The sequence below is a fragment of the Rhodococcus sp. 008 genome (assembly GCF_001682295.1).
In the GTDB taxonomy this organism is placed as follows: Bacteria; Actinomycetota; Actinomycetes; order Mycobacteriales; family Mycobacteriaceae; genus Rhodococcus_F; species Rhodococcus_F qingshengii.
Genome location: NZ_CP015205.1, coordinates 15,590 through 39,721, shown reverse-complemented (window position 1 = coordinate 39,721; position 24,132 = coordinate 15,590). Strand labels below are relative to the sequence as shown.

The window sequence follows — 24,132 nt, the reverse complement described above, 5'->3', positions numbered from 1 at the left end:
GTTGACGTTAATACTGTTATTACTGCTATTGCTTGCATTACTGGCTATCGCGTGGAATGCTGTCAATACCGTCAAACGCGCCAATGCTGTCGAAGGAGAGCAATGCAGACCGACTTTCGCGAAACACGTAAAAGGGTGATCGCCGTCATCAACGGCAAGGGCGGCGTCTTGAAGACGACCCTGACAGCCAACGTCGGCGGAGAATTGGCAGCCTCCGGTCAGAAGGTCCTGCTCGTCGACCTCGACCCTCAGGGAAACCTCGCCGAAGACCTCGGGTACACCAGCGAAACCGGGGATGATCAGGGGAGATCGCTTGCCAGTGCAATCGCATTCGGCGGCGACGCAAAACCCATCGAAAATGTCCGTGCAAATCTTGACGTCCTTCCCGGGGGAGTGCACCTCGAACAAGCGACAGCCGCTCTAACCGCTATGGCGTCCAAAGATCCAGATGGAGCAAAGCTTGCCCTTGCAAGGGTCCTTGCTCCAATGGCGGCCACCTACGACATGGTCCTCATCGATTGCCCGCCCGGCGACGAAACCTTGCAGACAGCAGCGTTGGCGGCCGCAAAATGGGCATTCGTGCCCGTCAAATCCGATGCATCCAGTCGAAAAGGAATGGCAGCCGTGGCGCACCGTATCGACGCCGTCGCTGCTATCAACCCCGACCTGGATCTACTGGGCGTCGTTCTCGTGGCCGTGGGTACATCAGCGAAGACCGTGCTCAAACAAGCAAGGTCTGCGATTGCAGAGGCGTTCGGCAACGACGACGTCGTTTTCACGGCCACCGTTCGTCACTCTGAGGCGACCGCCCAGGCAACACGGGAGCGGGGCATGCTCGCAGCCGAACTCGATGCAGTCGTCCGAAGCGGTCCGAAATGGTACGACGTCATCAAAGGCAACGCCGAGCCTCAGGCCCTCGCGCCGAAATCGTCCAAATCCGTTGCAGACGACCTCTTTGCAGTGGCGCAAGAAGTTGTCACCCGCGTTGCAACAGCGGAAAGAGAGGAAGCACGGGTATGAATGATCGGCCCGACCGAAAGCTCACGGCGCTACCTCCGCGGAACGTGACTGGTGACTTGTCTCGTATGCAGAGATCCAACCGCACTCCCGCGCAAGTCCCCCCGCTTCCACAGCCCACGCCGGCAGTTGTGGAAAAGCCTAAGCCCAAACGTATTACGGTTTACGTCGACCAAGAGGTATTCAGTCGCGCCCGAGGTGCTTACCGAAACACAAGCCACCTCGAGGACGACAAATCCTGGTCGCAATTCGTGGAGAAAGCGCTGGCGGCAGAGGCGGAACGCCGGGAGTCAGTGCACAACAGCGGAAACCAGTACGAAGCGGAGACCGGCGCACTTCCCAGCGGGCGCCCCATCTCAGACGACTGACCTACACATCGAAGGAGCCCCGCCGGATGCAACCGGCGAGGCTCCAGACCGGGAAACCACTTGAAGGAAGAAGCCCGATCATGACCGACTTTAGCCTTCGGGCTGCCCGTATTCAGCTAGGCGCATTGCTCGCCGCACTCGCACTCGCGATCGTCATCGCACTCGGCATCACCACCGGCGCATTCATACTCTCCTTCGCCGTGCAACGAGACCTCGCCAGGCAAGCACTCATCCCGGAAAATCTGACCTGGATTTTTCCTGCAATCGTCGACAGCGCAATCCTCGGCTCCACCATCGCCATCGTCATCATCAGCAAGCTCAAGATGAACCGACGCGACCGTGGCTTCTACATCGCCCTTGCAGTCAGCGTCGTCGTAATCAGCATCCTGGGCAATGCCTTCCACGCCTACAACGCGGCCGTCGACGCCAGAGAGTTCACCGCGAGTGGGGGAGACCTCGGATTTGTCCCTCTCGCACCGGCCATTGCAGCTGCCCTCGCAATCATCCCGCCGGCCCTGGTTCTGGCGTTCACCCACGGCATCACGGTCCTGGTGAAGGCTGTCGGAATCGCTTACGCCGCTTACCGGGAACTCGTCGATTCTCATACCGTGGGGACCCAGCCTGTAGCTCTCTCCGACGACACTGCACCCCCAGCTCCCGTTGCAGGAAAACCCGAGAACAACGATGCAAAGTCGCAGTTCGAGCGCCGCAGCTCCCTGTCTGTCCTCACATCCCCAGCAAGCCGAAATGCGATCGGCGGCGTAGGCGCACTTGCAACCCTCGCGCTCCTGACGTTCCACGGACCCATTCAGGCCGCCGGTGCAGGCGCAGCCGGACTCACGGCATGGTTGCTCCTGCGACGTATTGCACGACCGGCAACGGATGTTGCACCGATTGCGGCGACGCACGTGACCGTCGAAAACCCCGGCCACGACTTTGCACCCGCAACTGAGACAGTCAGTCTCGAACCAGTCCCGCTGTCCGATATGAGCGCTACACCGGCAACCATCGAGTTCGACGCGCTCAAGGAATTCCTCGCAAACTCGGAGCTGCCGGAATCAGTCAAGGAAACTGCACTACTCAGGCTCGAACGCCCGAACCTCACATGGGAAGCGATCGCCGAACAGTCGAACCCGCCTGTCGTGACATCGACCGCATGGCGGCGCTACCAGCAGTTCGATAAAGCTGCCCGCGAAGCAGGATTCGAGAGCCCGCCGCTACTGGACCTGCGAGCTGCGGAGAATCCGATGAGGAGCGAACTCACGGCCGTGTAAAGCCCACCCCGAAAGGTGGCCCCGACAGTGCTACGAACACCGTCAGGGCCGACGACCACAGAATGGAGTCTGTGACCATGCACGATCATAACGAGCCCGATGCGGAGATCGACCACGGCAAAACCGGTCGACCACCGATGCAACCGCGAGCGAAAGCCACCCGCGAGGGGATCCTCGAGGTGTCCGCGACCCTGTTCAGTAAAACGGGCTACGCGGGAACCAGCATCAACGACATTCTGGCGATCTCCCAGAGCACCAAAGGCGCGATGTACTTCCACTTCTCGAAGAAGGAATCCATCGCACGAGAGATGCTCCGTCGCTGGTCAGACGCAGTCACCGAGACAGTCGGGAAAGCGACCGCCACCGGTCAACCCGCCGACAGGCAAGTACTGATGATTTACCGCGAGCTCGCTCGCCGCACCGCAAACGAGGCGATCATCCGCGCCGGACTCGTCCTGAGCGTTGACCAGTCACTCAACGACGCACACGCCACTTACGAAGCGTGGACAGAAGCCCTGACACCGATCGTCGTCGACGCGATCCGTTCCGGAACCCTCGACTGCGCCGAAAGCATGTCCAGGCTCGCAGACACCCTCTGCGCCGGATTCGTCGGCGCGGTAAAAGTTGCGGCGAGTCTAGGTGAGAACGACACCATCACCAGGCGTGTCGATGATCTGCTGATGATGTGGCGCGGAACCGACCCAGCCGCCGTCCGCATGATCGAAGGAGCGACCTTGTGAACACAACCGCATCGAACCCGGCGCCTCGACCATCCTCGTACACCGAACAAATCCATCGAAACTTGTTCTCCGACTTTCAGGAACCACCGATTGCCCTGACAGAATCGCGCCCGCGGCGCTGACCCTGCGATCCGTGCGGGCACTCCGGCTCACTGGTAGCCGCTGAACCACAGGAACTTCCATGCATTGGAGAGGCCCCGCGCCTCAGCCGAACAACCCGATACATACATAGAGGTCCTGGCAGTGCTCGCAACACCGCCAGGACCGAGCCACAGACAGGACCTGTAGCTATGAGCAATCCTATTCGCCCCCACATCGGCCGAACCCACGGCAGCAAGAACTCCGCAATGCAGGATCGCGCGATCCGAACGCGAGAAGCAGTCATCGCCGTCGCGGCCGAACAGTTCGACATCGAGGGGTACGGCAACGCCACCATCAACACAATCCTCGCCGCAGGAAAATTCGCGAGAGGTGCTGTCTACTACCACTTCCCGTCCAAGGAAGCGATTGCACAACAGCTCATCGCGGACTGGAATCTCGCGATCGACGAGTCCACCCACGACGCGTCAGAACATGCCGCTGGAGGTGTCGCGTTCGATCGTCTGACTGCGATTTTCTCCTCCTTGGCACACAAGATCGCTGATGACACCAATCTGCGCGCCGGGATGAAACTCACCCTCGAACCCACCATCGACAACGCCAACGCCTTCGCACACTGGGTCGATACTGTCGGCGCTATTATCGACACCGCCATCACCGCCGGCGAAATCCCCGATACTCCAGCCGCACACCGACTCGCATGGAACCTGTGCGCCGGAACCATCGGCGCCACCCACGCCTCCGCCTTCCTACGCGAAGACATCGACCTCGCCACCCGCATCGGTGACACCGTCGCAGCCCACATCACGTCCGTGGGCGCGTGAGATGATCCACGACATCAGGGCTTCCGTCAGCAATATCGGTGATTGGTTTGGCAATCAACGGAATCCAGGCACGAAATATCATCGCGATCTTCGCCGCTGTCGTGATCCTTGGCGCAATCGCCGCCCGTGTTCGTGATTCCGAAAACGCGCGAGCGATCCTGATTTTGCGGGTAAGGTGCCCGACCTGGACCAGGTCGGGCACCCGTCATGGGAAACCGCTCACTGTCTGCGGCTAAGCGTCAAAAAGTGGGATCTGATCTTTATGGGGAAGATACAGTGAGTAGTCGTAGTCATCCGGTGCGCCGACAGGTCTGAACGTAACCTCGCTGATCGACTGGCCATCTGGGTCGAACAGCACTGTAAAGCGTGCAATTATTTCGGCACCATCTTCAATGCTCTGCACCGACCCGATCGATGGCTTTGTTCGCCAACTACTGGTCAAGGCTGCGCTAGGCCAAAGTTCGGCGTGATAGGAAACGATCAGACCTACGTCGAACGTAGAAATCGTCGTTCCAGCCGGTCCAGTTTCCGAGCTTGTTTGCTCAAAAGAACCATTCCATTCGACGCCGTCTATTCCGACATTCGAGGCACCTGTCGGAACACCGAGAATCTCCAGAGGCGGGGTAAGGTCCTCTAAAATATCCGACGCCTGTAGATAGGAAAAGAACATATTTCGGTTGGCTTCGGCAACCGCCTCCGACACGTTCGTGGCCTTCCATGGAAGTTCGCTGACGAGCCAAGCGCTCAAATCTCTTACAAGCACTACATCACCTGGCAAACCTTCAATCTCAGCAGCGAGCGATGGAACTAACTGGCCGTCATCACCAGCGAATACCTTGTCCTTCGACGTGAATGCCACCTGATGTCCCTCAGCGGCCAATTTCTTCACGTTTTCCCACAACAGCGAGTCTCGATAACCACTGCCCTTCGCATCGAAGGGAGGTATTCGGTTTACTGCACGGTGAATTAACTCATCGTGGCAGACAGTCGGAACTGGCAGCTTCTCAAATCCGACGACCTTCTCTTCAAGTAACTCTTCAATGAATGCGAGATAGTCAAATGGCGCGACTGGCATCAGCGCGTCGGGCAAACCCAACCGGCGTCGCTCATTAAGTAGCGACCGAGTGCGAATCTCAGCGTCATTGCAGAAGCGCCCATGTGTCGCCGCGGCCTCTGTCAGCGCCACCTGAGGAATTGCCACCTTCCACCAGTGCTCCTCCGTCATGCGCCGCAACAGCACCGAGGACAGACTCGTAAGTTGCCAATCGCTCACCAGATAGTTGGCGTCTAAGACAATGTATCGAGACGTCACAGTTCCTGCTACAGCCATGAATGAACGCTACCTGACGACGCAGATTCTAGTTATCAGGCTCCGTCCAAACAGAAATTTTTCACCTCACCCCTAGAACCGGCTGAGAGCCTTCCTGCGGGTTTGGGTGTGCGTTTTGACCAACGTCATACCGGACGATCGCGAACGGGCTTCTGAGAGCGATTGACGTCGCGAGTTTCCCGGCGCGCCAGTCCACTATAAGGTCCATTGGATAATTCCAGCTTCCCGTAGTCTCTACTGGACAGATCGAGTCCAGCAAGGCCGGAGGGTCATGAAAATCGGGTACGCGCGGTGCAGCACCGTCCGACAGGACACCTCCGTCCAAATCGGGTTGCTGGAGAAGATCGGCGTCGATAGCGACCGGGTGTACATCGATCACGGAGTCAGCGGACGGCAGGCAACCCGTCCCGGACTCGAGAACGCGATCAATGCCAGTCGCGAAGGTGACGAATTCTGCGTCACCAAACTCGACCGGCTCTCCCGGTCGGCGCGGGATCTCCACGAGACCGTCGAACGTCTGGCTACGCGCGGAGTGGCGTTGTCGATCGACGGCAAGGTGTACGACCCGACCGATCCCATGGGGAAGATGTTCATCGGAATGCTCGGTCTCATGGCCGAATTCGAGTCCGACCTGATCCGGGCTCGCACCCGCGACGCCATCGCTGCCGCTACCGCAGCCGGCAAGATGAAAGGCCGAACACATAAGCTCACCCCGGAGGAACGGGCCTACCTTCTCCAAATGTATGAGACGCGGCAATTCAAGATCGAAACACTCTGCAAAAACACGGGATTGAAGAAGTCCGCCCTCTACAACAACATCAGTCTGGCGCGCGCCGAACGGGACGCTCTCGCGACCGAGAAGGGGTAGTGCAGCCCACTTCTGAACTGGCGCATTCGTCGTCTGAAACTGACATCAGCTACCCCAACCCACCCACAGAGGGAGGAATAAGCAGCGAGAGGTGTCTACCAGATCCACGACGGTCGCCGCTGAACGATCGGGGTCCGGACGATCGTTCAGCGGCTCTCAACTTCTTGGCGCCGGCCGGGTGACCGACAAGCACCTGGGGCATCGTCACAAAATGCGTCGAAAATGCTCGAAATAGGGTTTTTCGACACGTGTTCTCAAGTAGCTCGTCGGGCTACCTGCGGGGGCGACGACCATGTGCATCATCCCTTTCGGGTTTTGGATCTCTCCATCGAACCCTGGGACGCTTCGCCTTGTCGGGTGGTCGTGATCTGGTATCTGCCGAGCTTGTACCGCGACCAGCAGATCAGTTGTTGAGCACGAAGTCAGTGACCAGCCGATTGAACTCGTCCGCGTGCTCGAGCTGCGCCCAGTGGCCACAGCGGTTGATCAGTACGGTCCGGGAGTTCGGGATGCCGGCGGCCAGGAACAGCGAGCCCTCGAATGTAGCGACACGGTCGTCGCGGCCGTGGATCAGCAGCGTCGGTGCGGTGACGTCACCGAGTCTGGACTGGTCGAGCCATATCGGGATCGGCGCGAACGGGATTCTCTTGGCGACGTTCTCCAGGTGCTCGGGGTGTTTGAGAGCGTTTTCCGAGCGCTCCTTCATCAGTTCGGGGCTGGCAAATCTCTGCTGGTCGAAGACCATGATGTCGACGAGCTTGGCCATTCCCTCCGGGCTCGGGTCCAGGTACGCGTCGTACATGATCTTGATGCCCTCGCTCGGACCGGCGGAACCGAAGAGGAACGGCTTAGGCTGTACGGGGGGTCCCATCGTAATCAGATGCGAGATGCGTTCGGGATGCTCGATGGCGAAACGGATCGAGTTGTGTCCGCCCATCGAGTTGCCGACGAGTGCGGCTTTCTCTATGCCAAGAGCGTCGAATAGCTCCACGAGTACGGTGACGTGGTCGATTTTGTCGAAGTCCACCGGATCAGAGTCACCCCAGCCGGGCATGTCCGGCACGACGACCCGGAAGTGTCGGGAGAGGGCCTCAATGTTCGGTGCGTAGTTGCTCCAGCCGGTCGCGCCGGGGCCGCCGCCGTGGAGCAGCACGACCACGGGACCTTCGCCAGCCTCGATGTAATGGATCTTCCAGCTCTTGGTCTGGACGTTCTTGCCGACGACGCTCGGGTCCATGCTCACGTCAATGTCCGATCTTTGAGTTCGTGGCGCCAGTAGCGAGCTGCTCTGCGACGATGCTCGGGTTCATGTGCCCCCAGCTGTTGAGCTTGTCGAGGGTCTTGGGCTCCCACGTCGCGTCGTCGATGAGCAGCCCGCCCCAGCCGTACTCGACGCTGAAGCCTGAGGGAGTCTCGACGTAGAAGCCGAACATCATGTCGTTGGGGTGCATGCCGAGCGTCATGTGCAAGGGCTGGTGGTCCGCCAGACAACGATCCCAAGCGAGGCCGACGTCACGGATGTCGGTCACCTCGATCATGAAGTGGTGGTTGCGCTTCGGGAACGGCATGTCTCCAAGCGCGATGGTGTGATGACGTGGATTGCAGTGCAGGAAGATCAGGTCGGCGAAGACACCGGGTGCGACCTCCTCGATGATGGTGTCGCTGATCTTGAAGCCAAGCAGGTCGTTGTAGAAGCGGAGATAGTCCTCGCGGCTAACGCCGTGCGACAGTAGTACCTGGTGACCGGCGCCCCCCTGTCCGGTGACGAAGGTGCCAAGCAGAAGTTCAGACTTGAACGCTGTTTCGGCGTCTGCGAAGCCGGTCACGAGCTCGATCCGGTTGCCCATCGGGTCTGCGGTGACGACGACCCGATCGACCTTGCGGTCCGCCGCAAGGTCGGCATCCCCTTCAGTCACCTCCAAGCCTGCGGCGCGCAGCTTCTCTGCAAGGGCATTCAGCTCGGCGGACGAAGACACCGAGTAGCCCGATGCGACGAGGTCGTCCTGTGTGCCCTGCTCGATGACCCAGCGGTGCGCCTTCTGGTCGGTACGGAGGGTAAAGCCCTTGGTGGTCTTCGCGCCGTATTGCATACCTAGGAGCTCGCCGAAGTGCTCCCACTCGGCGAGGTCGCTGACTTCGTATACGACATAGCTGAGCTCGGTCACACCAGCTGTGGGTAGTTCCTGGGTTCCGTTTGTCATGGGTGTCTCCCTATGTTGCTTGAGGGTCGGTTCGGCAAGGTCATTCGGTTTCATGAGCGTTAAGGGCGAGAATCTGTTTGAATGCGGCGAGGAGCCGCGGCTCGGCGTTAGTCGAATCGATCGCACGCCAGCCGATGATGTGGTCCGGACGGATCAGGAGGGCGCCGTCCTCCTCCACTTCGCAATCTGTGGCGTAGGTGCCCCATGAGTCCTCGTAGTCGCCGCCGCGGCCGATGGTGATGACAGCGACCTCGACGCCGAGCTCAGCCCCGGTCTTCGCAGCAGCAACCCGCCAGTCCTCGCCGCCCGCGACGCCGGTCAGGATGGTGAAGCGGCCTTTTCCTACAAGGTCGATGACGGGGACTTTGCGCTGCTCTTTGGTCATCCACGCGTGAATGACGTGACGGCCCGGGAACGTGGAGCGGAAATACCAGAACTCCGGGTCCTTCTCTGGCTTAGGGGCAGGCTCACCGTCGGTGACGACCGCCGGGGACTCGTAGGCCTGGTTCATCTCCATACCGTGTGAGTTGAAGATGGTCAGTGTTCCTTGGATGGCCGCGTCAAGCTCCCGCCGCATAACGGCGGCCTCCTTGGTTGGCTTCTCCAGCTCCACAAGCGCTGCTTCGTACGCAGACCGGTCCGCACTGGGCGGCAGCCCCAAGGCCTTGAACATCGGCGGGACTACGCCCAGAGTGCGCGTCACTCGGTCGACCAGATGACGCGCCACAGGCACACGCTCGTCCCGGTAGGTCTCCAACAGACCAGGTCCTGCCTGCCCCTTGAGCACGGCCGCAAGCTTCCAGGCCAGGTTGAAACTGTCTTGGACCGAAGTGTTGGAGCCCAAGCCGTGCATCGGCGTGTGCCGGTGCGCTGCGTCCCCTGCGACGAAGACTCGCCCTCTCATGTTGTCGGCGACGTTCATGTGGTTCACAGACCAGAGCGAGATGGACTCGATCTCTACCGGGATGGAGTCGTCACCGATGAGCCGGTGCGCGATCTGGACGCCGAGCTCGTCGGTGAGCTCGGGCGTACCCTCAGCCGGGTCGTAGCCCCAGTTGGCCAGCCATCGCTTGAAGGGCTGAATCACGCGCATTACACCGATGCCCATGCCCAAAGCGCCGACGCCGGGTTGAATAAGCCAGTACATGTCTGCCGGGCGGTGTTCGGTCAGGCGGCTGAGGTCTGCTTTGAAGACGACGTTAATGTTGCCGCCCTCGCCCATCTCGCCTTCCAGGGGCAGTCCAAGCTGCTGAACGATGGTCGAGCGCCCACCATCAGCGCCGATCAGGTACTTCGAGCGGACCTCGTACTCCTGACCAGTGAGACAGTTGACGAGCTTCGACGTGACACCATCGACGTCCTGGACGAAGCTGATGAACTCGGTGTTGGCCGAGTATGTAGTGCCGCGCAGGGCTGCGGCCGTGACCAGGATGGGCTCCATCCGGTCCTGCGGCAGGTCACAGATGGAGGTTGCCGCGGCTAGATCGTGTTCGGCCTTCCAGTACGGGTGGGAGTACCAGGTTTGCAGCCGGCCGAACTCCTTGCCAGCGAGATCGGTGGCCCACACAGTGGTGCCGATGACGTCCTGAGGCATCGCCCAGGCCTTGGCCTGGTCCTCCAAGCCGAGGTCCCGCAACACCTCCATCGTGCGCTGGTTCACGATGTGTGCCCGCGGGCTATTCGCAACGCCGGGATACTTGTTGACCATCATGTTCGCGACGCCATATGTGGACAACAGGGCTGCGGCAGTCGCGCCCGCAGGTCCAGCGCCGACGATGAGAACATCGGTCTCGGTGGTAACCATGAATTGACCTCCCTGCACAATGTGCGTGGGTTTATCTCAAGCAAGACTGACCGATCGATCAGTTCATGATGAAGATCACACGAAAGGGGTGTACATGTCAAGCACCAGGCGCGGCGAGCGCTCGCGCGACGAGATTCTCGACGCCACTGCACGCCTCATGGCCGAACGGGGCTACGACGGGACGTCGGTCGCCGCCGTGGCAACGGAGGTCGGCATGCCCAAGAGCCTCGTCTTCCACCATTTCCGCTCCAAGATTCGGTTGCTATCAGCGGTCATGGCCCGCGGCGCGGACCGGTTTTTCGACGAAATGCGTGAGGCGCAAGCTCAACCGCCGGTGGGGGGTACCCACGAGGAGCGCTTGGCGTGGTATCTGGACCGCGCCGCCGAGGCCTTGGCGCGACACGATGACTTCCACCGGCTTCACTCGATCCTGATGATGACCAGTGATGTGATGGACCCCGAGGTCCGCGAGACCATCACCCGCATCCGTTCCGACGGCAGGGCGCACATGCACCGCATGATCGCGTCGGCCTTCGCCGGCCTAGGGCCAGTGCGCGCGAGTGCGGTCGCGGACGAGCTGACAGTATTCGGCATGGTTGGCATCGACGGATCCTTCATCGCTCAACGCGGCGACGGCATTCCACTTACCTCGCAGATGGCGCAGCTCACGAAGGCCATGATCGCCATCGGCGAAGCCCACGCTGCCGCATTTGATGACGAGGTAAGGGCGAGCCACGCGTGAGCGAGCTAAGCATTGACCCCTCGACTGCGACTGGCCTAAGTGCGGAGCGCTAAGGCCTTCTCGAACGCGCTCACATGGCATCACTACTTTGCGATGAAAGGTGCCTGTACAGCGTTGCACGGCCGCTCCCGGCCAACTGAACCGCACACACGTGGCGACCTGATACTCATTCCCCACCGCAAACCAGAGCTGCCGCGACACCACCCGTGGTCCAGCTCCGTCGCTCCCGCACAATCACCCCTCCAGCGCACCAAGCGGGAGGTGCCCACCACCGCACACACCCACCGCCGGCCACACACCAGCAACCGAACGACACCTCCGGCGCCGTTGCCGCTACGCAGCCCCGAGTGGTCAAGAAAGTCGTCGTACAAGTCGCCCCAGAACACCATGCCGGGGACCCGACCCGTCAACCCACGCTTCGCTCTACGGGGTTGACAGCCCACCCTCGACCTGGTGACAGGGGAGCGACTCTACCGACTCTCAGGAAGGCAGCACCATGACCGAAACAGCCGCTCCCACACGCTTTGTCGCGATACCTCGCACCGCAGAACACGGCGGATACGAGAACGAGTGCTTCACCCACTACGTCCAAGACAACCGCGGCCGCTACTGCCTCCGCGGACCGATGGTCCAGTCGGACGCGGAATGGCTCGCGAACAAGATGAATACACAGTTGGGCTAACCAACAGGCAAGGCCCGCACCGGATTCGGTGCGGGCCGCACAGCTGTACTCCTACGCCGGGGCGGGACGCTCCGGCATCTTCAATCATGATCAGCTCCGTCCCGTCCCGACCGACGACGACTACAACCCAAAGACCGAGCGCATCACTCGTCGTCAACGTCCTCATAGACGAGGACTTCAAAGTCCTCGTCGTCCGAGTTACGCCACTCACAGAACGTCCACGCCGCCGGATTCGCTTCTGCCACTATCTGCTTTATGGCTTGCTCCACCGACTTTTGCCAATCCTCGATCGACCTTCCCTTATAGCGCTTCAGGTATACGTCGTAGTCAAGATCGGCAGTCGAGCCGTACTGCTTTTTGGCTTGCTCCACCGACTTTTGCCAAACCTCGATCGACCCTCCCGGATAGCGATCCAGGAATACGTCGTAGTCGAGATCGGCAGTCCAGCCGGACATCATCCACTGATCCTCGCCCTCGGGGTCGAGCTGTCCGTAATTCGGCTCCAGCCCCTCTCGCTCCATCAGCGCACGGACTGCGGGCAGTACCAAATTGACCTGCTGCATAGTGAGCGGAGCCCGAAGTTGGAAGGTGAAACGAAACAATCTCTGCACGAGCCTGAACTCTAGAGCAACAGTTCCTCAGGAAGCTTGCGCCCCTTGACGTTCAGCGGTCTCCCGCGTCGTCACACGCGCCAACATCTGCTCCATCTGCGGCCACCCCAACGGTAACGACACGCCTTGCATTCTGAGGCGGGTATTCCACTCCGGAGCGAATGCATCCCACAGGACTCGGACAGCGGGGGCCAAGACATCGCGCTCGATCGCAACGACAGTCTCTCTGTCCCAAAGCGATTCCCCGTCAACAGAATCCGGCTCGCCGAACACCGAGGTCAACCTGTCAGCTGCGTAACCGAGTGCAATCAAGTCCGAGGCACTGAAATGTTCTCTGCTCACAAAACCTCCCACTTCCCGGCAACCATCGACGACCACACCATCCTGCCGCACCAGGCCCCATAACCGCAGGAGACGAATTTCCCTGAGGGCGTCGGACCCCCGAACTATCCTTGCAATCGCGACGAGCACCAGGTCGCCACACTGACCAGACCGAAGCGGAGGCCGACGTCCTGACCTGCAATAAACCGTTGCAGATCGGTCAACTGTGGCGACCTGGTGCTCTTTCGTGTGCAGCTCCGTCGCTGTACGCGATCGACCGGTTGGCCGAGACTGTGCAACGTCTGGATCTACTTCGGAGCGTCGCGCTCGGGCATCTTCATGATGATCAAATCGGCGCCGTCCTTGTACCGATACGCCCACTGACCATCCTTCGTCAGCACCGTGCCAGCCTGGCCCTCGTCCGGGGCCGGGCTCCACCCTTGAACCTCATCCGGTTCTGCACTCTCGCTCATCTCACTATTGTCTCAACCTCCGAAAACCGGCCGAAACCAGTACAAACCCGCGCACAGTAGAGCAATGAGCGCCGCCACCGGAAAGCCAGTGCCGCCGATGCTCGCCACACTCGGGCATCCACCCACGGGGGAGCGCTGGGCCTTCGAGTCGAAATGGGATGGAGTCAGAGCCATCGCCACCACCGGCGCCAAACCGCCGGCACTGTGGTCGCGCAACGGCAACAACTTCAGCACCTCGTTCCCCGAGATCGTCGACGCACTCAGCGACGTGCTCGACCACCGCGAAACCGTCCTCGACGGCGAGATCGTCGCACTCGGCCCCGACGGTGTCCCGTCCTTCTCCCGGTTACAGCGCCGGATGCACGTCCTCAAACCCACCGCCCAACTCCGCAACGACGCCCTGACCACCTACTACGTCTTCGACGTCCTCGACATCGACGGAACATCGACGACCGACCTGCCCTACCTCGAACGCCGCGAAGCGCTCGCCAACCTCAGCCTCGAACACCCGCGCATCAAAGTCCCACCCCACTGGCTCAACGTCGACGGACCGACCATGCTCGAGGTCGCCCGCAAACACCACCTCGAAGGCATCGTCGCCAAAAGCATCACCTCGACCTACCAACCCGGAAAACGATCCCCGAGCTGGCTGAAAACACCACTCCGCGCCAACACCGAAGGAATCATCTGCGGATTCGTCCCCGGATCCGGCAACGCGGCCGGCGGAATCGGATCACTAATCCTCGGCGCCCACGACAACTCCGGATCGCTCGTCTACATCGGAAACGTCGGCACCGGCTTTTCCGCGAGACAGCGCCGCGAACTACGCGAACAACTCATCGACATCGAACGACCCACCAGCCCGTTCGCGATCGCACCGCCACGAGCAATCGCCCGCGAAGCCCGCTGGTCAGAACCACTTTTAGTGTGCGACGTCGAGTACCGCGAGTACACCGGCGGCGGACTCAGACACCCAGCATTCAAAGGCATGCGCATCGACAAGACCGCCGATGACGTCGACCTCCCCGGCCGACACTGATCCAGAGTGACAATGCATTCGAGGAGGCTTTCAGATGATCGCAGGCGGCTGGATTTGGTGGCTTCCATTGCCGTGGGAATGGCGGATAGCGCTCTCCGGGGTGATTCCATGCGAGCTCGGAGGCACACAGTGTTACTGACGCCCTGGTAGATATGACGAAGCCGCCGGCACCGAAAGGTGTCCAGCGGCTTCACAGGGTCGGTGCCCGTCTTGCGCCTCTCGGCAAGTGGCCGCTCGAAGCGGCATTTCTGGGGTGGTACCCGGGGCAAAGAACCGAACACCGACAGCCTCTACAACGAACACTGCCGCAGAGTTATTCCGATCCGCTGACCAGCGCTGGCGGTCATTTCCGGGGGATGATCGTCCGCAACACGAAGCGGAAGACCACTGCGGTACCGGCCCCGACTGCGACGCCGGCCACCACGTCAGTGAGGAGAACTCCGACCGTGACACCGAGGACCGTTGCGGCCACGATCGCCAAAGCGACATCGGTAGGCGCCGGCCGAGGGCTGGTGATCGCACTTCCCCTTCCTCGACAGTCGACGACGTACTCGCAGAGATCATCACACGCCGTTGGAAGCGGCCGTCGGACCCACGCTGTTCAATGGGACGGGAACCGACTACGAGGAGGTCAGGCCATGTGTGGGCGCTATGCAAGCAAGAGCTCAGATAAGGAATTACAGTCGTTTTTCGACACGATGCAGACCGTCGGCGACGAACTTCCCCCGTCCTACAACGTCGCACCCACCCAACCTGTCCGGGTGATCCTCGAACGAACCCCACACGAGGAACCCGACGCCGAGCCCCAGCGCCAGCTCCGGACCGTCCAATGGGGTCTGTTGCCTGCCTGGGCCAAGGATCGGAAGATGGCGTCCAAACTCATCAACGCCCGCAGTGAAACCGTCACGGAGAAGCCCTCATTCAGAAGTAGTGCATCCAAACGGCGGGCCATCATCCCGGCCGCAGGGTACTACGAATGGATGAAAAGTGAAGCAGGGTCGAAGATTCCGTACTTCCTCCACGGCGAGGACGACATCCTTGCAATGGCCGGACTCTACGAGTTGTGGCCCGATCCCGAACTGCCCGAAGATGATCCGAACAAATGGGTATGGACCTGCACAGTCTTGACTCGGCCAGCCACCGATGCCACGGGACACATACACGACAGATCCCCGCTGATTCTGCCCGAATCATTCTGGGAGCACTGGCTCGACCCGACACTCACCGATAAAGGTGAAGTCCAGGCCATGATCAACTCCGTTCCGGAGCCGCACCTCGAACCCTACGAAGTCTCGACCGCTGTGAACTCTCCGAGGAACAACGATCCGAGCTTGCTCGAGCCGGTGGCCCGACCGTAGCGATCCAGACCTTTTGATACGGTTCTGATCGAACTTGTGTTCGAGTACCCTGGGTGTGCGGGACGTACGCGCGGATCCAGGAAAGCGGGGCGACGATGAACCAGCAGCCCCACTCATCAGCAACAACAGTGCTGACCAAGGCGGAAAAGCTCGAACAGCTACGCCGCAAGATGGCCTCGATCCCTGCCCGCTCCGACGGCACCGAACCCGCTACGCCGTCGGTGATGCTCAAACCCGTCGGCGAGCGCGAGCCGACTCCGATCGTGGCCACCGCGCAATCAACCCTCCGGATGCTGCCCGTTCCGGAGCCGATCGGTGCACTGCTCCCACGCGGCGGATTGGCCCGAGGAACCGTCGTCAGCGTCGACGGCGCAGCCTCGGTCCTCATCGGACTCCTCGCCACCGTCACCGCCGCCGGTGGGCACGTTGCGGTGATCGGAATGCCCGGACTCGGACTCCTCGCCTTCCACGAGCAAGGCGGCGACTTGGCGAAGGTCGCCCTCGTGCCCCAGCCCAAGGACGCTGCAATCGACTGCGCCGCAATTCTGCTGGAGGGATTCGACGTGGTTGTCCTGGGACTCTCTGGTGGCGCTGTAACGCCCTCCCGCGGGCGAGCGGTGGCCGCGCGCGCGAGGAGTAAGGGATCGCTGCTCATCGTGACAGAAGGGCAATGGGACGGCCCGGATCTGCGAATCTCATCCCGAGTCGCCGGATACACAGGACTGACAGCGGGGAGAGGGCGTGTGACCGGCATTCGGCTCGACGTCGCGGCCGCCGGCAAAGGATTCCAACAACGCACAGGCCGCATGGAAATCTGCGACGACACCCGACAACTCCGCTGGGCCACCGTCGACGACACCACCCTCACATCGACACCGCCGTTGAGGGCAGCACAGTGATCAACACCGACCACTGGACCGAACGCTGGCCCGATCACCCCGTGATCAGGACATTCGACGAGCCGAAAGCAGTGAAAGTCGACATCGGCCGGGCGCTCCCACTCGGCCGCGGAGGAGCATCACGCGCCGACCACGTGAGCATGCGCGTAAAAACTTCCGCGCTCTACATGTCCGGATACCTCGACGGAATTTTGAGGTACTGGGCGAAAATGCACGACGGCCAATGGCTGGCCGGAGTAACCGTGCGAGTCACCGATGCCGGCGGAACCAACCTCGTCGAAATCGACATGCTCGTGACCGCCGACGCCATCACCGAAGTGCCGGCCACCACTTGAGCGGGACAATTCCCGACACGCGAAAAGGGCCGGTGAGCAATGCGCTCACCGGCCCTACGCGTACAAGCTCGACCTATGTCACCACTCTTGGACGATGTCGACGGTGCTCGTCCAGATCGCGGGGTTGTTCACGCTGAACGAGACCTGGCCTTGGTGGTTTGCGGTCTCGTCAACCAGTTGGCCGATGGTGGCGCGGACGATGGTCCCGTTGTTGTAGACCGAGCCTTCGCCGGAATACACGCCCCAGTATTCGCCGGGGATGGCGTTGAGGAAATCAGCGGCGTTGGTGTCGGCGAGGAACCGCGTCTCGTTCTGATCGAATCGAACACCGACATAACCGTCTCCGGAATACGGCGTAGCGGCAGATGCGGCACCCGCGCCGAGGAGGGCGACAGCACCGGCTGCGACCGGGACCAACAGTGCAGCTACGGCCATACGTGAACGGGACATGGAAACCTCCTGTGACGCGAAGGCTGCATCGGCCGCAACCCACTTTGATGTAACTGACGGTATCGCAAAAGTTGGTAACCGAACATTTGCGACAGCATGACGTCGGTCACGTCAGCGGTAGCGCAAAAGGCTCGCAATCTGGGCATTCATACTTTATGACTAGGCGAAACAAGGCTGATTGCCCTTAAGTGCGGATGCGGAAACGGTCCGCTTGCCGCTTTCAGTTCCAGATGAGTAAATGCCTGGCACTCAACCCGGTCGGTCGGATCACCTACTGCATCCGCCTGCCCGGCGGCCCGGCCACCTGCGGTGTCCCCCGAAGAGAACTCCGCTTCGCTCCGTCTGCAAAAGCGTTCTATTTGTTTCTCCTTCTGGCCTTCCGATTTTGACCGGCGGTGACCTGCGCGCAACCGCTGACTCCGCTTCGCTCCGGCCTTCGGCTCGAAAGACTTTTTCAACCCGCACTCGCAAGCTCGCAGAAAAACTCTTCCGCTCACCAGTTGCACTCCGGCCCCCTCATGCCGGTCCAACTCTCCTATGCCAGAAGGCGAAAAAAATTGGCGGGGCACAGGATTGGTCCCCAGCCACGAACGAAAGGTCACCGATGAGCGAGGGCTACGACTACAGCGCGGCAACCATCCACTACGCCGGACTGACTTGCGGGTGCGGTGACTACTCCTGCCCTCGCATGCACAGCAACGCCGCACAGTGCGTCAACGCCGAGTAACGACAACCACCCACCAACCTCGAGAAAAGGAAAACCAACCGATGAGCACCGAGACCCCCACCCTCGCACCCGCACTGGCCGCAGTTACCTCGGCAACCGCAGCCCTCGATGCAGCAATGTTCGACCCCAACCGCGAAGGCTTCACCGACATCACCGCCCTGGTCGACGCCTTCGCCGCAGCCCGCGCCGCAGCCCGCGACGCCGGACACACCGAGGAGGACATCGACGCCGCCGCCACCCCCACCAACTAACCGACCACCAGCTACCAGCAAAGGACACCGACATGAGCACCGCAATCATCAACCTCGAGGAAACCGCCCCCCGCCCGTTGAGCGAGGAAGAGCGCAACGAGCAGGTTCGCAGTCTGGCGACCTGGGCCGCAGCGGAACTCGCGCACGCAAACAGGCTCCCGCACGGCCGCGTCCGAAGCGGACACCTCACCAACGCCGAGAACGCCCTCGCAGTCGCCTCCGAACTGCTCGCCGCATGACCGGCAGCACCAACCCAACCGAAAGGGAAAACCATGTACGGCTACGACTTACACAACATCTGCGAGAAAGCGGATGCGTGGGCGACGTTGTTCGAGACAGCCGAATATCTCGCCAGCGTCGTCGAGCACAACTGCTGCTCCGAAATCGACGTGTTCGTGGAGCTGCTCATCGCACTCGACTACCACGGCCACGCCTCCGACCTGATGGACGCACACATCGAGGCCGATAACTGCCGAGACCGCCACCCCACGGCCGATCAAGTGATCTTGGAACCGGCCACCGCTTGAGATCGAAAACCCCACGGAAACAACACAACACCGGGCAGCTGATATCTGCCCGGTGTCGTGTCCGAAGTCTACGAGAGGCAACACGATGACCGCAACACACACCGCCCCCGCCGCAGCACTCGAGGTCGCACAGCTGCACCCCGACACGCTCGACATCGGCGAGAACGTCCGCGACAGCGTCGATCTGGCGCAGACCCCCGACTTCGTCGAATCCATCCGCGAAAACGGAGTACTCGAAGCGATCAGCGCCGTACGAACCACAGACGGAACGATCGTCGTCCGCGACGGACAGCGCCGCACCCTCGCCGCCCGCGAAACCGGCCTGACCAGCATCCCCGTCGTGATCTACCCCGACACCGCAGGCAGCGACAAGGCCCGCGCCGTCGACCGGATCGGTAAGCAGATCACCGCCAACCGGCACCGCGAAGGGCTGACGGCAGCTCAGCACACCCGAGGAGTTGCGCAGATGCTCGAATTCGGAGCATCCATCACGAAGGTGTCCAAGACCCTCGCGATGGACAAAAAGGATGTGAAAGCCCAGGCAGCGGTAGGGAAAGCCGAGGCAGCCCGCGCCGCCCTCGACGCTGGACAGCTCGACCTCGCACACGCGGCAGTAGTGGCCGAGTTCGAGGAAGCAGGAGACACCGATGCCGTCGAAAAGCTCCTGACCACACAGTCTTACGACTTCGACCACGTAGCGGAGCGACTACGCGGGTTGCGCGAAGAACGGGAGGCATACGCCCTCGCCGCAGCCCCGTTCGAGGAGAAGGGATTTACGATCCTTCCGCACGATCACATCAGTTTCGGGGAGGAGGTGCCGTCCCCGTCCGACCTGGTCACCACAGACGGCGACGAGGTCACCCCGGACATGATCGACGCAGCCCCGCAGTTCTGGGCAGTGTTCCTGGGATTGAACGACGCGTTTTTCGACAAAGCCACCGGGGAGCGCGTCGACTACGACGACGTCGATTGGGACACCGAAGACGATGATTCCGCCGTACCCGACGAAGGGCTACGGCACGCCAATACCGTCGACTACCGGCCCGAATACCTCCCGGAATACTGGTGCATCGACCAGGAAGGCGCAGGACTTGAGCCGCGACCGATCATCGACGCAGTTCCCGCTGCCGCAGGTGGCAGCGGAAACGGCCCCGCCGAGGCAGCTCGGGCAGTGCGCGAGCAGGAAGCGAAGGACAAGCAGGAACGGCGACGAGTCCGCGAGCTGAACAAGCAGGCCGAGGCCGCGACCACCGTCCGCCGCGAGTTCCTGCGCACAACCTTGCTCGCCCGCAAGACCCCACCGAAAACGGCAGCGGCCTACGTCGCGACCACCCTTGCCCGCGATCCCGGACTGATCTCGGAATACAAGGCAGCGGAATCACTCGGTGAGCTGCTCGGATTCAAGGGCCACTACCCCGGCCGAGAGTTGGCCGAGCAAGTGGCGAAGGTGTCCGAGGCTCGCGCTCAGGTGCTGCTCCTCGCGCTGGTGATCGCCGCGCAAGAGTCCCGCATGGTCAAAGACGCATGGCGGTCCAAGCCCAAGAATGCCGACCAGTACCTCAGTTTCCTGATGGAACAGGGCTACACCCTCGCCGCCGTCGAGGAAATCATCACCGGACAGCTCACATTCGACGAGGTCGCGATCGACTGACCCGATGAAGCGGCGATCCCCGGCCCGAAAGGGCTGGGGACCGTCCGCCCTTCCGCCCCGCACCTTCCGCCTCCGGCTGGCGGTCAGAGCGACAGGCGGACCGGAAGGGCGGAATGCGGACACCACCACAGACACACGAGAAGCCACCCGGCCGCCGGCCACTAACCACGACAAAAGCGCAAGGACAAGAACCGACCCGCCCCGGTGTGAACATTCTTCTATCCCGACACTCGCGCATCAAGGCCGCTCCAGAAAAAATACCCACACGCGCCACTCGCACGCTCGAACAACGCCGCTACGATATTTTTTCCTACGCTCACCTTGACCCACTCCCGCCGAGACCAGAATATCGGCACATACCGGGGGAGGGGAGAAAGTGCAGGTAGAACGCATGCAAGCAGCTGTGTACATCACGGTTTTGATTAGTGAAAGAATGCGGAGAATGATTGAAGATGTCATTAACTAAAGCGGAAACTAATCGAAGAAATACCTGCGAAAGTATTGGCTTATATCGCATTGTTCGATAGAATGAAATCAATAAAGAATTACCGACGAGGGGGAATGGCAATGGCGATCACCGTATACACCAAGCCCGCATGTGTGCAATGCAATGCCACTTACCGCGCACTCGACAAAGCGGGAATCGAATACGACGTCATCGACATCACCGAAAACGCACAGGCCCGCGATTACGTCATGAGTCTCGGATACCTGCAAGCCCCCGTCGTCGTCGCAGGAGAAAACCACTGGAGTGGATTCCGACCCGACGAAATCTCCAAGCTCACCCCGGCCGCCTGACCACACACTTTCACCAGCGAAACGAGTTTCAATGAGGAAATCAAGCAGTTCGGACGGCGGGTGCATCAACGACGAACAGTCGGTTGTCGCGCAACAATGCCCAGATCACGCTCACTCGTCGACGGGCCAAGGCGATCACCGCTTGAACGTGTCTCATTCCTTCACTTCGTTTCTTGAGGTAGAACTCGCGGTTCGGTCCATCTTTGATGATGGAGGTTTGAGCGGAGAGGTAGAAGACGCGCCGCAGTCGCCGGCTGTAGCGTTTGGGTCGGTGCATGTTGCCGGTTCGGCGGCCGGAATCGCGGGGGACCGGAACCAACCCCGCTGCCGAGGCGAGGTGACCGGCATCGGAGTACGCCGACATATCACCGGCAGCGACAACGAATTCCGCGCCGAGGATCGGACCGATACCGGGCATGGATTCGATGACCGCAGCCTGTGGATGGCGGCGGAAGGTCTCACCGATCTGCGCGTCGAGACGAGCAAGCTGGACGTCCACTGCGAGGACTCTGTCGGCGATATCGGCCACCAACTGCGCCGCAACAGCCTCACCAGGCAGGACCACATTCTGCGCGGACGCCGCTTCCCACGCAATCTCGGCGACACCGTCCGCCCCGCGTACCCCACGTTTACCGAGCCACAAGCTCAAACGAACGCGTCCGCGTCGCCGAATGGCGCGCGGCGTCTGGAAACCGGTCAACAACACCAACGCGCCCTTGTGACGCCCGAAGTCGAAAGCCCGCTCGAGCGCAGGAAAGACACCGGTGAGAGTGTCACGCAGACGGTTGATCAGCCGGACTCGGTCAGCGACGAGATCGGTCCGATGCGAGGTCAAAAGCGCGAGTTCCGCGGCCAGCTGGGCCGGTGGAATCAACACAGACAGATCGCGTCGGTGTCGAGCAGTTTCCGCGATCACATAGGCATCGCGGGCATCGGTTTTCGCCTCCCCTCGATACGCGCCGGACATCCTGTTGACGGTGCGACCAGGGACGTAAACCGCATTCTGTCCGTGCGCGGCGAGAAGAGCAAGCAACAACGTCGAGGAGGTACCGGAAATATCTACCGCCCAATGGAGTTCGTCGGCCAAGGCCAGAATTTCGCTCAGCGCGTGCAATATCGCGGTCTCGTCGTTGATGATCTTGTGCGACCACACGATCAACCCTGCTTCGTCGACCACTGCCGCCCAATGATGGCCCTTGCCGGCGTCGATTCCAACCCATGCGTGGGTGTGAGTTTCTCTCATCGCTCCTCCATGTCGCCTACTCATGTCAGGCCCGAGGAACACCCCACCGTCATCTCCGTAAACAGCACTCGAAGCACATTTTTCAATCAGCAGCCAGGGCGTCCCGAAGCGCTGGGCGGCCACTCGTTTCGAGCCACATAAGGCAGGACACCATCAGCCACACCCAGCACTTCCGGACCATCCAACAACTTACGGAGGACACCATGACCGCAGCAGCATTCACCTTCACCCCCGATGCAGACTTCGTCGACCGCGCACTCGACGCCGAGCTCCGCCGCGACAGCGAATCCGTTGACCGCAAACTCCGCACCATGCTCGCCGCCCTCGACGATTCCCTCGCTGGAATCAGTGATGCACGCGAAGAGCTACACACCCTCTACACCGGCCCCGACGCGGAAACCGTCGGAGTCGTTGCGGCTCACGATCAGGATCTCTCGACTCATCTTTACCTCGCCCACGCCGAATCAGACCTCCGGGCGGCTGCCGCGATCCTTCGTCAACACCGGCAACTCACCTCACCGCGACCCTGACCTCCCATGCCCACCGGCGACAGCAAGGACCCCGACGTGACACTCTCACTGGCTACCGTCCCCGACTTCGACGACCTCACCGACAACGAAGGCGAGATCGACGAATACAGCACCGCCCTCGACGTCGAGGCTCAACTCCTGTGCTCGCTGCTCTGGGCGCCGGCCGAGAGCGCGAAACGTGCCGTCGCAGCTCTGACCAGCGCAGACTTCTACCGGCCCGTGAACGCAGCACTGTTCACCGCCATCGAGGAGCTAGTCACTTCCGGCAAACCGCACAACAGTGCCCATGTCTTCACCACCTTGCAGCAGGAAGGCCGCACCAGCGGGCACCTCGGGAAACAACTCACCAAAGCACTCACCGACATCACCACCATCGGCGTCCCGTCCGCTGAACTCGAGCACAACATCGCCGCAGTCCTCACCCAGGCCTACCGCCGCGGATTCCGCGAAGCAGCACGCTCCCTCGCCCAAGCCGCCGAAGAACTCCCCGAAGACCAACTGTTCGAGCACCTGCTCAGCATCGGCCGCGAACGCCGCGCAGCCTCCCAACGCCTCGCAGCCATCCGCGAAGGCCGAGCATGACCAACAAGCCAGGTGTGGTGAAACACAGCATCTTCGGTGTCCTCGCCCTCGCCGTCGCAGCCCTGGACTTCACCATCGGAACCAGCCGAACCCTCATCGCCGGAGTCGGATTACTCGCCCTTTCGACCTACAGCTTCCTGAAAGCGGCCAAACTCCGAAGGTCGCCCTCTCGAGCAGACAGGAACCCAGACCATGACCGATGACGAACGCGACGCCTGGCAGCTCCACCACCACGGAGCCGACTGGGATGAGATCGGCACCGAAATGGGATGCAGCCCCACCGCCGCACAAACCCTCGCAACCGCCTACGAGAAACGCACCGACAACGCCGCCGCACAAACCCAAAACACCCTGTTCTGACACCATCCTCAACGGTTGTTGACCGCAG

The 24,132-nt window shown here is 61.2% G+C and carries 32 protein-coding genes; 22 read left to right on the top strand and 10 right to left on the bottom strand.

Going from position 1 to position 24,132, the window contains the following annotated elements; genetic code table 11:
- Window positions 1–102 precede the first annotated feature (102 nt).
- The 5 genes from AOT96_RS34440 to AOT96_RS34420 all read left to right on the top strand — a co-directional run bounded on the left by AOT96_RS34440 (window position 103) and on the right by AOT96_RS34420 (window position 4,322).
- On the top strand, window positions 103–1,020 hold the full coding sequence (locus AOT96_RS34440) for a ParA family protein (protein ID WP_083197736.1): 918 nt from the start codon (window positions 103–105) through the stop codon (window positions 1,018–1,020).
- A complete protein-coding gene (locus AOT96_RS36725; RefSeq protein WP_042925309.1) occupies window positions 1,017–1,385 on the top strand; it encodes a ParB family protein in 369 nt (122 codons plus the stop codon). Before AOT96_RS34440 ends, AOT96_RS36725 begins: the two co-directional genes overlap by 4 nt.
- 80 nt (window positions 1,386–1,465) lie before the next feature.
- A complete protein-coding gene (locus tag AOT96_RS36280) occupies window positions 1,466–2,659 on the top strand; it encodes a DUF2637 domain-containing protein (RefSeq protein ID WP_065353064.1) in 1,194 nt (397 codons plus the stop codon).
- Window positions 2,660–2,736: 77 nt separating this feature from the next.
- Entirely contained in the window at window positions 2,737–3,399 is a 663-nt protein-coding gene (locus AOT96_RS34425; RefSeq protein ID WP_042925398.1) for a TetR/AcrR family transcriptional regulator, read from the top strand.
- A 290-nt stretch (window positions 3,400–3,689) separates the two neighbouring features.
- Entirely contained in the window at window positions 3,690–4,322 is a 633-nt protein-coding gene (locus AOT96_RS34420) for a TetR/AcrR family transcriptional regulator (protein ID WP_065353063.1), read from the top strand.
- 232 nt (window positions 4,323–4,554) lie between these two features.
- On the opposite strand, the gene AOT96_RS34410 is transcribed toward AOT96_RS34420, so the two are convergent.
- On the bottom strand, window positions 4,555–5,652 hold the full coding sequence (locus AOT96_RS34410) for a PIN domain-containing protein (RefSeq protein WP_128638044.1): 1,098 nt from the start codon (window positions 5,650–5,652) through the stop codon (window positions 4,555–4,557).
- A gap of 271 nt (window positions 5,653–5,923) precedes the next feature.
- Here AOT96_RS34410 and AOT96_RS34405 point away from each other — a divergent pair, with 271 nt between their 5' ends.
- Window positions 5,924–6,520, top strand: a complete 597-nt coding sequence (locus AOT96_RS34405; RefSeq protein ID WP_042925301.1) for a recombinase family protein — start codon at window positions 5,924–5,926, stop codon at window positions 6,518–6,520.
- A 403-nt stretch (window positions 6,521–6,923) separates the two neighbouring features.
- On the opposite strand, the gene AOT96_RS34400 is transcribed toward AOT96_RS34405, so the two are convergent.
- The 3 genes from AOT96_RS34400 to AOT96_RS34390 all read right to left on the bottom strand — a co-directional run bounded on the left by AOT96_RS34400 (window position 6,924) and on the right by AOT96_RS34390 (window position 10,525).
- Entirely contained in the window at window positions 6,924–7,763 is an 840-nt protein-coding gene (locus AOT96_RS34400) for an alpha/beta fold hydrolase (protein WP_042925300.1), read from the bottom strand.
- Window position 7,764: 1 nt separating this feature from the next.
- Complete coding sequence (locus AOT96_RS34395; RefSeq protein ID WP_234552672.1) at window positions 7,765–8,685, bottom strand: VOC family protein; 921 nt, start codon at window positions 8,683–8,685, stop codon at window positions 7,765–7,767.
- A 76-nt stretch (window positions 8,686–8,761) separates the two neighbouring features.
- Window positions 8,762–10,525 (bottom strand): FAD-dependent oxidoreductase, encoded by a 1,764-nt coding sequence (locus AOT96_RS34390; protein ID WP_042925395.1) that lies wholly within the window; start codon window positions 10,523–10,525, stop codon window positions 8,762–8,764.
- Between the two features lie 94 nt (window positions 10,526–10,619).
- Here AOT96_RS34390 and AOT96_RS34385 point away from each other — a divergent pair, with 94 nt between their 5' ends.
- Together AOT96_RS34385 and AOT96_RS34380 are read left to right on the top strand one after the other, a co-directional pair.
- Window positions 10,620–11,267: a TetR/AcrR family transcriptional regulator gene (locus AOT96_RS34385; protein WP_042925392.1), complete on the top strand. Its 648-nt coding sequence runs from the start codon at window positions 10,620–10,622 to the stop codon at window positions 11,265–11,267.
- 496 nt (window positions 11,268–11,763) lie between these two features.
- Window positions 11,764–11,949 (top strand): hypothetical protein, encoded by a 186-nt coding sequence (locus AOT96_RS34380; protein WP_042925298.1) that lies wholly within the window; start codon window positions 11,764–11,766, stop codon window positions 11,947–11,949.
- Between the two features lie 143 nt (window positions 11,950–12,092).
- Here AOT96_RS34380 and AOT96_RS34375 read toward each other — a convergent pair whose 3' ends face one another.
- The 3 genes from AOT96_RS34375 to AOT96_RS35955 form a co-directional block, all read right to left on the bottom strand.
- Window positions 12,093–12,560 (bottom strand): hypothetical protein, encoded by a 468-nt coding sequence (locus AOT96_RS34375; protein ID WP_128638043.1) that lies wholly within the window; start codon window positions 12,558–12,560, stop codon window positions 12,093–12,095.
- Between the two features lie 27 nt (window positions 12,561–12,587).
- Window positions 12,588–12,902, bottom strand: a complete 315-nt coding sequence (locus tag AOT96_RS35960; protein WP_042925390.1) for a hypothetical protein — start codon at window positions 12,900–12,902, stop codon at window positions 12,588–12,590.
- 287 nt (window positions 12,903–13,189) lie between these two features.
- Window positions 13,190–13,354 carry a hypothetical protein gene (locus tag AOT96_RS35955; protein WP_167398246.1) on the bottom strand — a complete coding sequence of 55 codons (165 nt, stop codon included), beginning with the start codon at window positions 13,352–13,354 and terminating at the stop codon, window positions 13,190–13,192.
- Window positions 13,355–13,418: 64 nt separating this feature from the next.
- Between AOT96_RS35955 and ligD the strand changes: the two genes are divergently transcribed.
- Window positions 13,419–14,393: a non-homologous end-joining DNA ligase gene (ligD, locus tag AOT96_RS34365; protein WP_065353060.1), complete on the top strand. Its 975-nt coding sequence runs from the start codon at window positions 13,419–13,421 to the stop codon at window positions 14,391–14,393.
- Between the two features lie 343 nt (window positions 14,394–14,736).
- Here the strand turns inward: ligD and AOT96_RS35950 are convergent, their stop codons facing one another.
- A complete protein-coding gene (locus tag AOT96_RS35950; RefSeq protein WP_167398249.1) occupies window positions 14,737–14,874 on the bottom strand; it encodes a hypothetical protein in 138 nt (45 codons plus the stop codon).
- Window positions 14,875–15,031: 157 nt separating this feature from the next.
- On the opposite strand from AOT96_RS35950, the gene AOT96_RS34360 reads away from it, so the two are divergent.
- From AOT96_RS34360 to AOT96_RS34350, 3 genes are all read left to right on the top strand, one after another.
- Window positions 15,032–15,751 carry an SOS response-associated peptidase gene (locus AOT96_RS34360; RefSeq protein ID WP_065353059.1) on the top strand — a complete coding sequence of 240 codons (720 nt, stop codon included), beginning with the start codon at window positions 15,032–15,034 and terminating at the stop codon, window positions 15,749–15,751.
- 128 nt (window positions 15,752–15,879) lie between these two features.
- Complete coding sequence (locus AOT96_RS36275) at window positions 15,880–16,650, top strand: hypothetical protein (protein WP_083197733.1); 771 nt, start codon at window positions 15,880–15,882, stop codon at window positions 16,648–16,650.
- A complete protein-coding gene (locus AOT96_RS34350) occupies window positions 16,647–16,985 on the top strand; it encodes a hypothetical protein (RefSeq protein ID WP_042925389.1) in 339 nt (112 codons plus the stop codon). The genes AOT96_RS36275 and AOT96_RS34350 overlap by 4 nt, the downstream gene beginning before the upstream one ends.
- Window positions 16,986–17,063: 78 nt before the next feature.
- Here AOT96_RS34350 and AOT96_RS34345 read toward each other — a convergent pair whose 3' ends face one another.
- The gene (locus AOT96_RS34345) at window positions 17,064–17,435 is read right to left on the bottom strand and encodes a hypothetical protein (RefSeq protein ID WP_128638049.1); all 372 of its coding nucleotides are present in this window, start codon (window positions 17,433–17,435) and stop codon (window positions 17,064–17,066) included.
- A gap of 604 nt (window positions 17,436–18,039) precedes the next feature.
- Here AOT96_RS34345 and AOT96_RS36415 point away from each other — a divergent pair.
- The 6 genes from AOT96_RS36415 (at window position 18,040) to nrdH (ending at window position 21,389) form a co-directional block, all read left to right on the top strand.
- A complete protein-coding gene (locus AOT96_RS36415) occupies window positions 18,040–18,162 on the top strand; it encodes a hypothetical protein (RefSeq protein WP_257784577.1) in 123 nt (40 codons plus the stop codon).
- A 41-nt stretch (window positions 18,163–18,203) separates the two neighbouring features.
- The gene (locus tag AOT96_RS34340) at window positions 18,204–18,413 is read left to right on the top strand and encodes a hypothetical protein (RefSeq protein ID WP_042925384.1); all 210 of its coding nucleotides are present in this window, start codon (window positions 18,204–18,206) and stop codon (window positions 18,411–18,413) included.
- Window positions 18,414–18,445: 32 nt separating this feature from the next.
- Window positions 18,446–18,652: a hypothetical protein gene (locus tag AOT96_RS34335; RefSeq protein WP_042925381.1), complete on the top strand. Its 207-nt coding sequence runs from the start codon at window positions 18,446–18,448 to the stop codon at window positions 18,650–18,652.
- A gap of 33 nt (window positions 18,653–18,685) precedes the next feature.
- Window positions 18,686–18,940 carry a hypothetical protein gene (locus AOT96_RS34330; protein ID WP_042925380.1) on the top strand — a complete coding sequence of 85 codons (255 nt, stop codon included), beginning with the start codon at window positions 18,686–18,688 and terminating at the stop codon, window positions 18,938–18,940.
- 85 nt (window positions 18,941–19,025) lie between these two features.
- On the top strand, window positions 19,026–20,591 hold the full coding sequence (locus AOT96_RS34325) for a ParB/RepB/Spo0J family partition protein (protein WP_065353058.1): 1,566 nt from the start codon (window positions 19,026–19,028) through the stop codon (window positions 20,589–20,591).
- A gap of 567 nt (window positions 20,592–21,158) precedes the next feature.
- Window positions 21,159–21,389: a glutaredoxin-like protein NrdH gene (gene nrdH / locus AOT96_RS34320; RefSeq protein ID WP_042925377.1), complete on the top strand. Its 231-nt coding sequence runs from the start codon at window positions 21,159–21,161 to the stop codon at window positions 21,387–21,389.
- Between the two features lie 40 nt (window positions 21,390–21,429).
- Here nrdH and AOT96_RS34315 read toward each other — a convergent pair whose 3' ends face one another.
- Window positions 21,430–22,632, bottom strand: a complete 1,203-nt coding sequence (locus AOT96_RS34315; RefSeq protein WP_065353057.1) for an IS110 family transposase — start codon at window positions 22,630–22,632, stop codon at window positions 21,430–21,432.
- A 203-nt stretch (window positions 22,633–22,835) separates the two neighbouring features.
- Here AOT96_RS34315 and AOT96_RS34310 point away from each other — a divergent pair, with 203 nt between their 5' ends.
- The 4 genes from AOT96_RS34310 to AOT96_RS35945 are packed head-to-tail and all read left to right on the top strand — an operon-like array spanning window position 22,836 to window position 24,104.
- Window positions 22,836–23,162: a hypothetical protein gene (locus AOT96_RS34310; RefSeq protein WP_065353056.1), complete on the top strand. Its 327-nt coding sequence runs from the start codon at window positions 22,836–22,838 to the stop codon at window positions 23,160–23,162.
- A gap of 6 nt (window positions 23,163–23,168) precedes the next feature.
- Window positions 23,169–23,744 carry a DnaB-like helicase N-terminal domain-containing protein gene (locus AOT96_RS34305; RefSeq protein ID WP_042925374.1) on the top strand — a complete coding sequence of 192 codons (576 nt, stop codon included), beginning with the start codon at window positions 23,169–23,171 and terminating at the stop codon, window positions 23,742–23,744.
- The gene (locus AOT96_RS34300) at window positions 23,741–23,947 is read left to right on the top strand and encodes a hypothetical protein (RefSeq protein WP_042925372.1); all 207 of its coding nucleotides are present in this window, start codon (window positions 23,741–23,743) and stop codon (window positions 23,945–23,947) included. Before AOT96_RS34305 ends, AOT96_RS34300 begins: the two co-directional genes overlap by 4 nt.
- The gene (locus tag AOT96_RS35945; protein ID WP_167398248.1) at window positions 23,937–24,104 is read left to right on the top strand and encodes a hypothetical protein; all 168 of its coding nucleotides are present in this window, start codon (window positions 23,937–23,939) and stop codon (window positions 24,102–24,104) included. Before AOT96_RS34300 ends, AOT96_RS35945 begins: the two co-directional genes overlap by 11 nt.
- Window positions 24,105–24,132 lie beyond the last annotated feature (28 nt).

Bases quoted from the DNA above. Each gene is read 5' to 3' on its own strand.
- AOT96_RS34440 (WP_083197736.1), top strand. From the start codon at position 103: ATGCAGACCGACTTTCGCGAAACACGTAAAAGGGTGATCGCCGTCATC.
- AOT96_RS36725 (WP_042925309.1), top strand. From the start codon at position 1,017: ATGAATGATCGGCCCGACCGAAAGCTCACGGCGCTACCTCCGCGGAAC.
- AOT96_RS36280 (WP_065353064.1), top strand. From the start codon at position 1,466: ATGACCGACTTTAGCCTTCGGGCTGCCCGTATTCAGCTAGGCGCATTG.
- AOT96_RS34425 (WP_042925398.1), top strand. From the start codon at position 2,737: ATGCACGATCATAACGAGCCCGATGCGGAGATCGACCACGGCAAAACC.
- AOT96_RS34420 (WP_065353063.1), top strand. From the start codon at position 3,690: ATGAGCAATCCTATTCGCCCCCACATCGGCCGAACCCACGGCAGCAAG.
- AOT96_RS34410 (WP_128638044.1), bottom strand. From the start codon at position 5,652: ATGGCTGTAGCAGGAACTGTGACGTCTCGATACATTGTCTTAGACGCC.
- AOT96_RS34405 (WP_042925301.1), top strand. From the start codon at position 5,924: ATGAAAATCGGGTACGCGCGGTGCAGCACCGTCCGACAGGACACCTCC.
- AOT96_RS34390 (WP_042925395.1), bottom strand. From the start codon at position 10,525: ATGGTTACCACCGAGACCGATGTTCTCATCGTCGGCGCTGGACCTGCG.
- AOT96_RS34385 (WP_042925392.1), top strand. From the start codon at position 10,620: ATGTCAAGCACCAGGCGCGGCGAGCGCTCGCGCGACGAGATTCTCGAC.
- AOT96_RS34380 (WP_042925298.1), top strand. From the start codon at position 11,764: ATGACCGAAACAGCCGCTCCCACACGCTTTGTCGCGATACCTCGCACC.
- AOT96_RS35955 (WP_167398246.1), bottom strand. From the start codon at position 13,354: ATGAGCGAGAGTGCAGAACCGGATGAGGTTCAAGGGTGGAGCCCGGCC.
- ligD (WP_065353060.1), top strand. From the start codon at position 13,419: ATGAGCGCCGCCACCGGAAAGCCAGTGCCGCCGATGCTCGCCACACTC.
- AOT96_RS34360 (WP_065353059.1), top strand. From the start codon at position 15,032: ATGTGTGGGCGCTATGCAAGCAAGAGCTCAGATAAGGAATTACAGTCG.
- AOT96_RS34345 (WP_128638049.1), bottom strand. From the start codon at position 17,435: ATGTCCCGTTCACGTATGGCCGTAGCTGCACTGTTGGTCCCGGTCGCA.
- AOT96_RS36415 (WP_257784577.1), top strand. From the start codon at position 18,040: ATGAGCGAGGGCTACGACTACAGCGCGGCAACCATCCACTACGCCGGA.
- AOT96_RS34340 (WP_042925384.1), top strand. From the start codon at position 18,204: ATGAGCACCGAGACCCCCACCCTCGCACCCGCACTGGCCGCAGTTACC.
- AOT96_RS34335 (WP_042925381.1), top strand. From the start codon at position 18,446: ATGAGCACCGCAATCATCAACCTCGAGGAAACCGCCCCCCGCCCGTTG.
- AOT96_RS34330 (WP_042925380.1), top strand. From the start codon at position 18,686: ATGTACGGCTACGACTTACACAACATCTGCGAGAAAGCGGATGCGTGG.
- AOT96_RS34325 (WP_065353058.1), top strand. From the start codon at position 19,026: ATGACCGCAACACACACCGCCCCCGCCGCAGCACTCGAGGTCGCACAG.
- nrdH (WP_042925377.1), top strand. From the start codon at position 21,159: ATGGCGATCACCGTATACACCAAGCCCGCATGTGTGCAATGCAATGCC.
- AOT96_RS34315 (WP_065353057.1), bottom strand. From the start codon at position 22,632: ATGAGAGAAACTCACACCCACGCATGGGTTGGAATCGACGCCGGCAAG.
- AOT96_RS34310 (WP_065353056.1), top strand. From the start codon at position 22,836: ATGACCGCAGCAGCATTCACCTTCACCCCCGATGCAGACTTCGTCGAC.
- AOT96_RS34305 (WP_042925374.1), top strand. From the start codon at position 23,169: ATGCCCACCGGCGACAGCAAGGACCCCGACGTGACACTCTCACTGGCT.
- AOT96_RS34300 (WP_042925372.1), top strand. From the start codon at position 23,741: ATGACCAACAAGCCAGGTGTGGTGAAACACAGCATCTTCGGTGTCCTC.
- AOT96_RS35945 (WP_167398248.1), top strand. From the start codon at position 23,937: ATGACCGATGACGAACGCGACGCCTGGCAGCTCCACCACCACGGAGCC.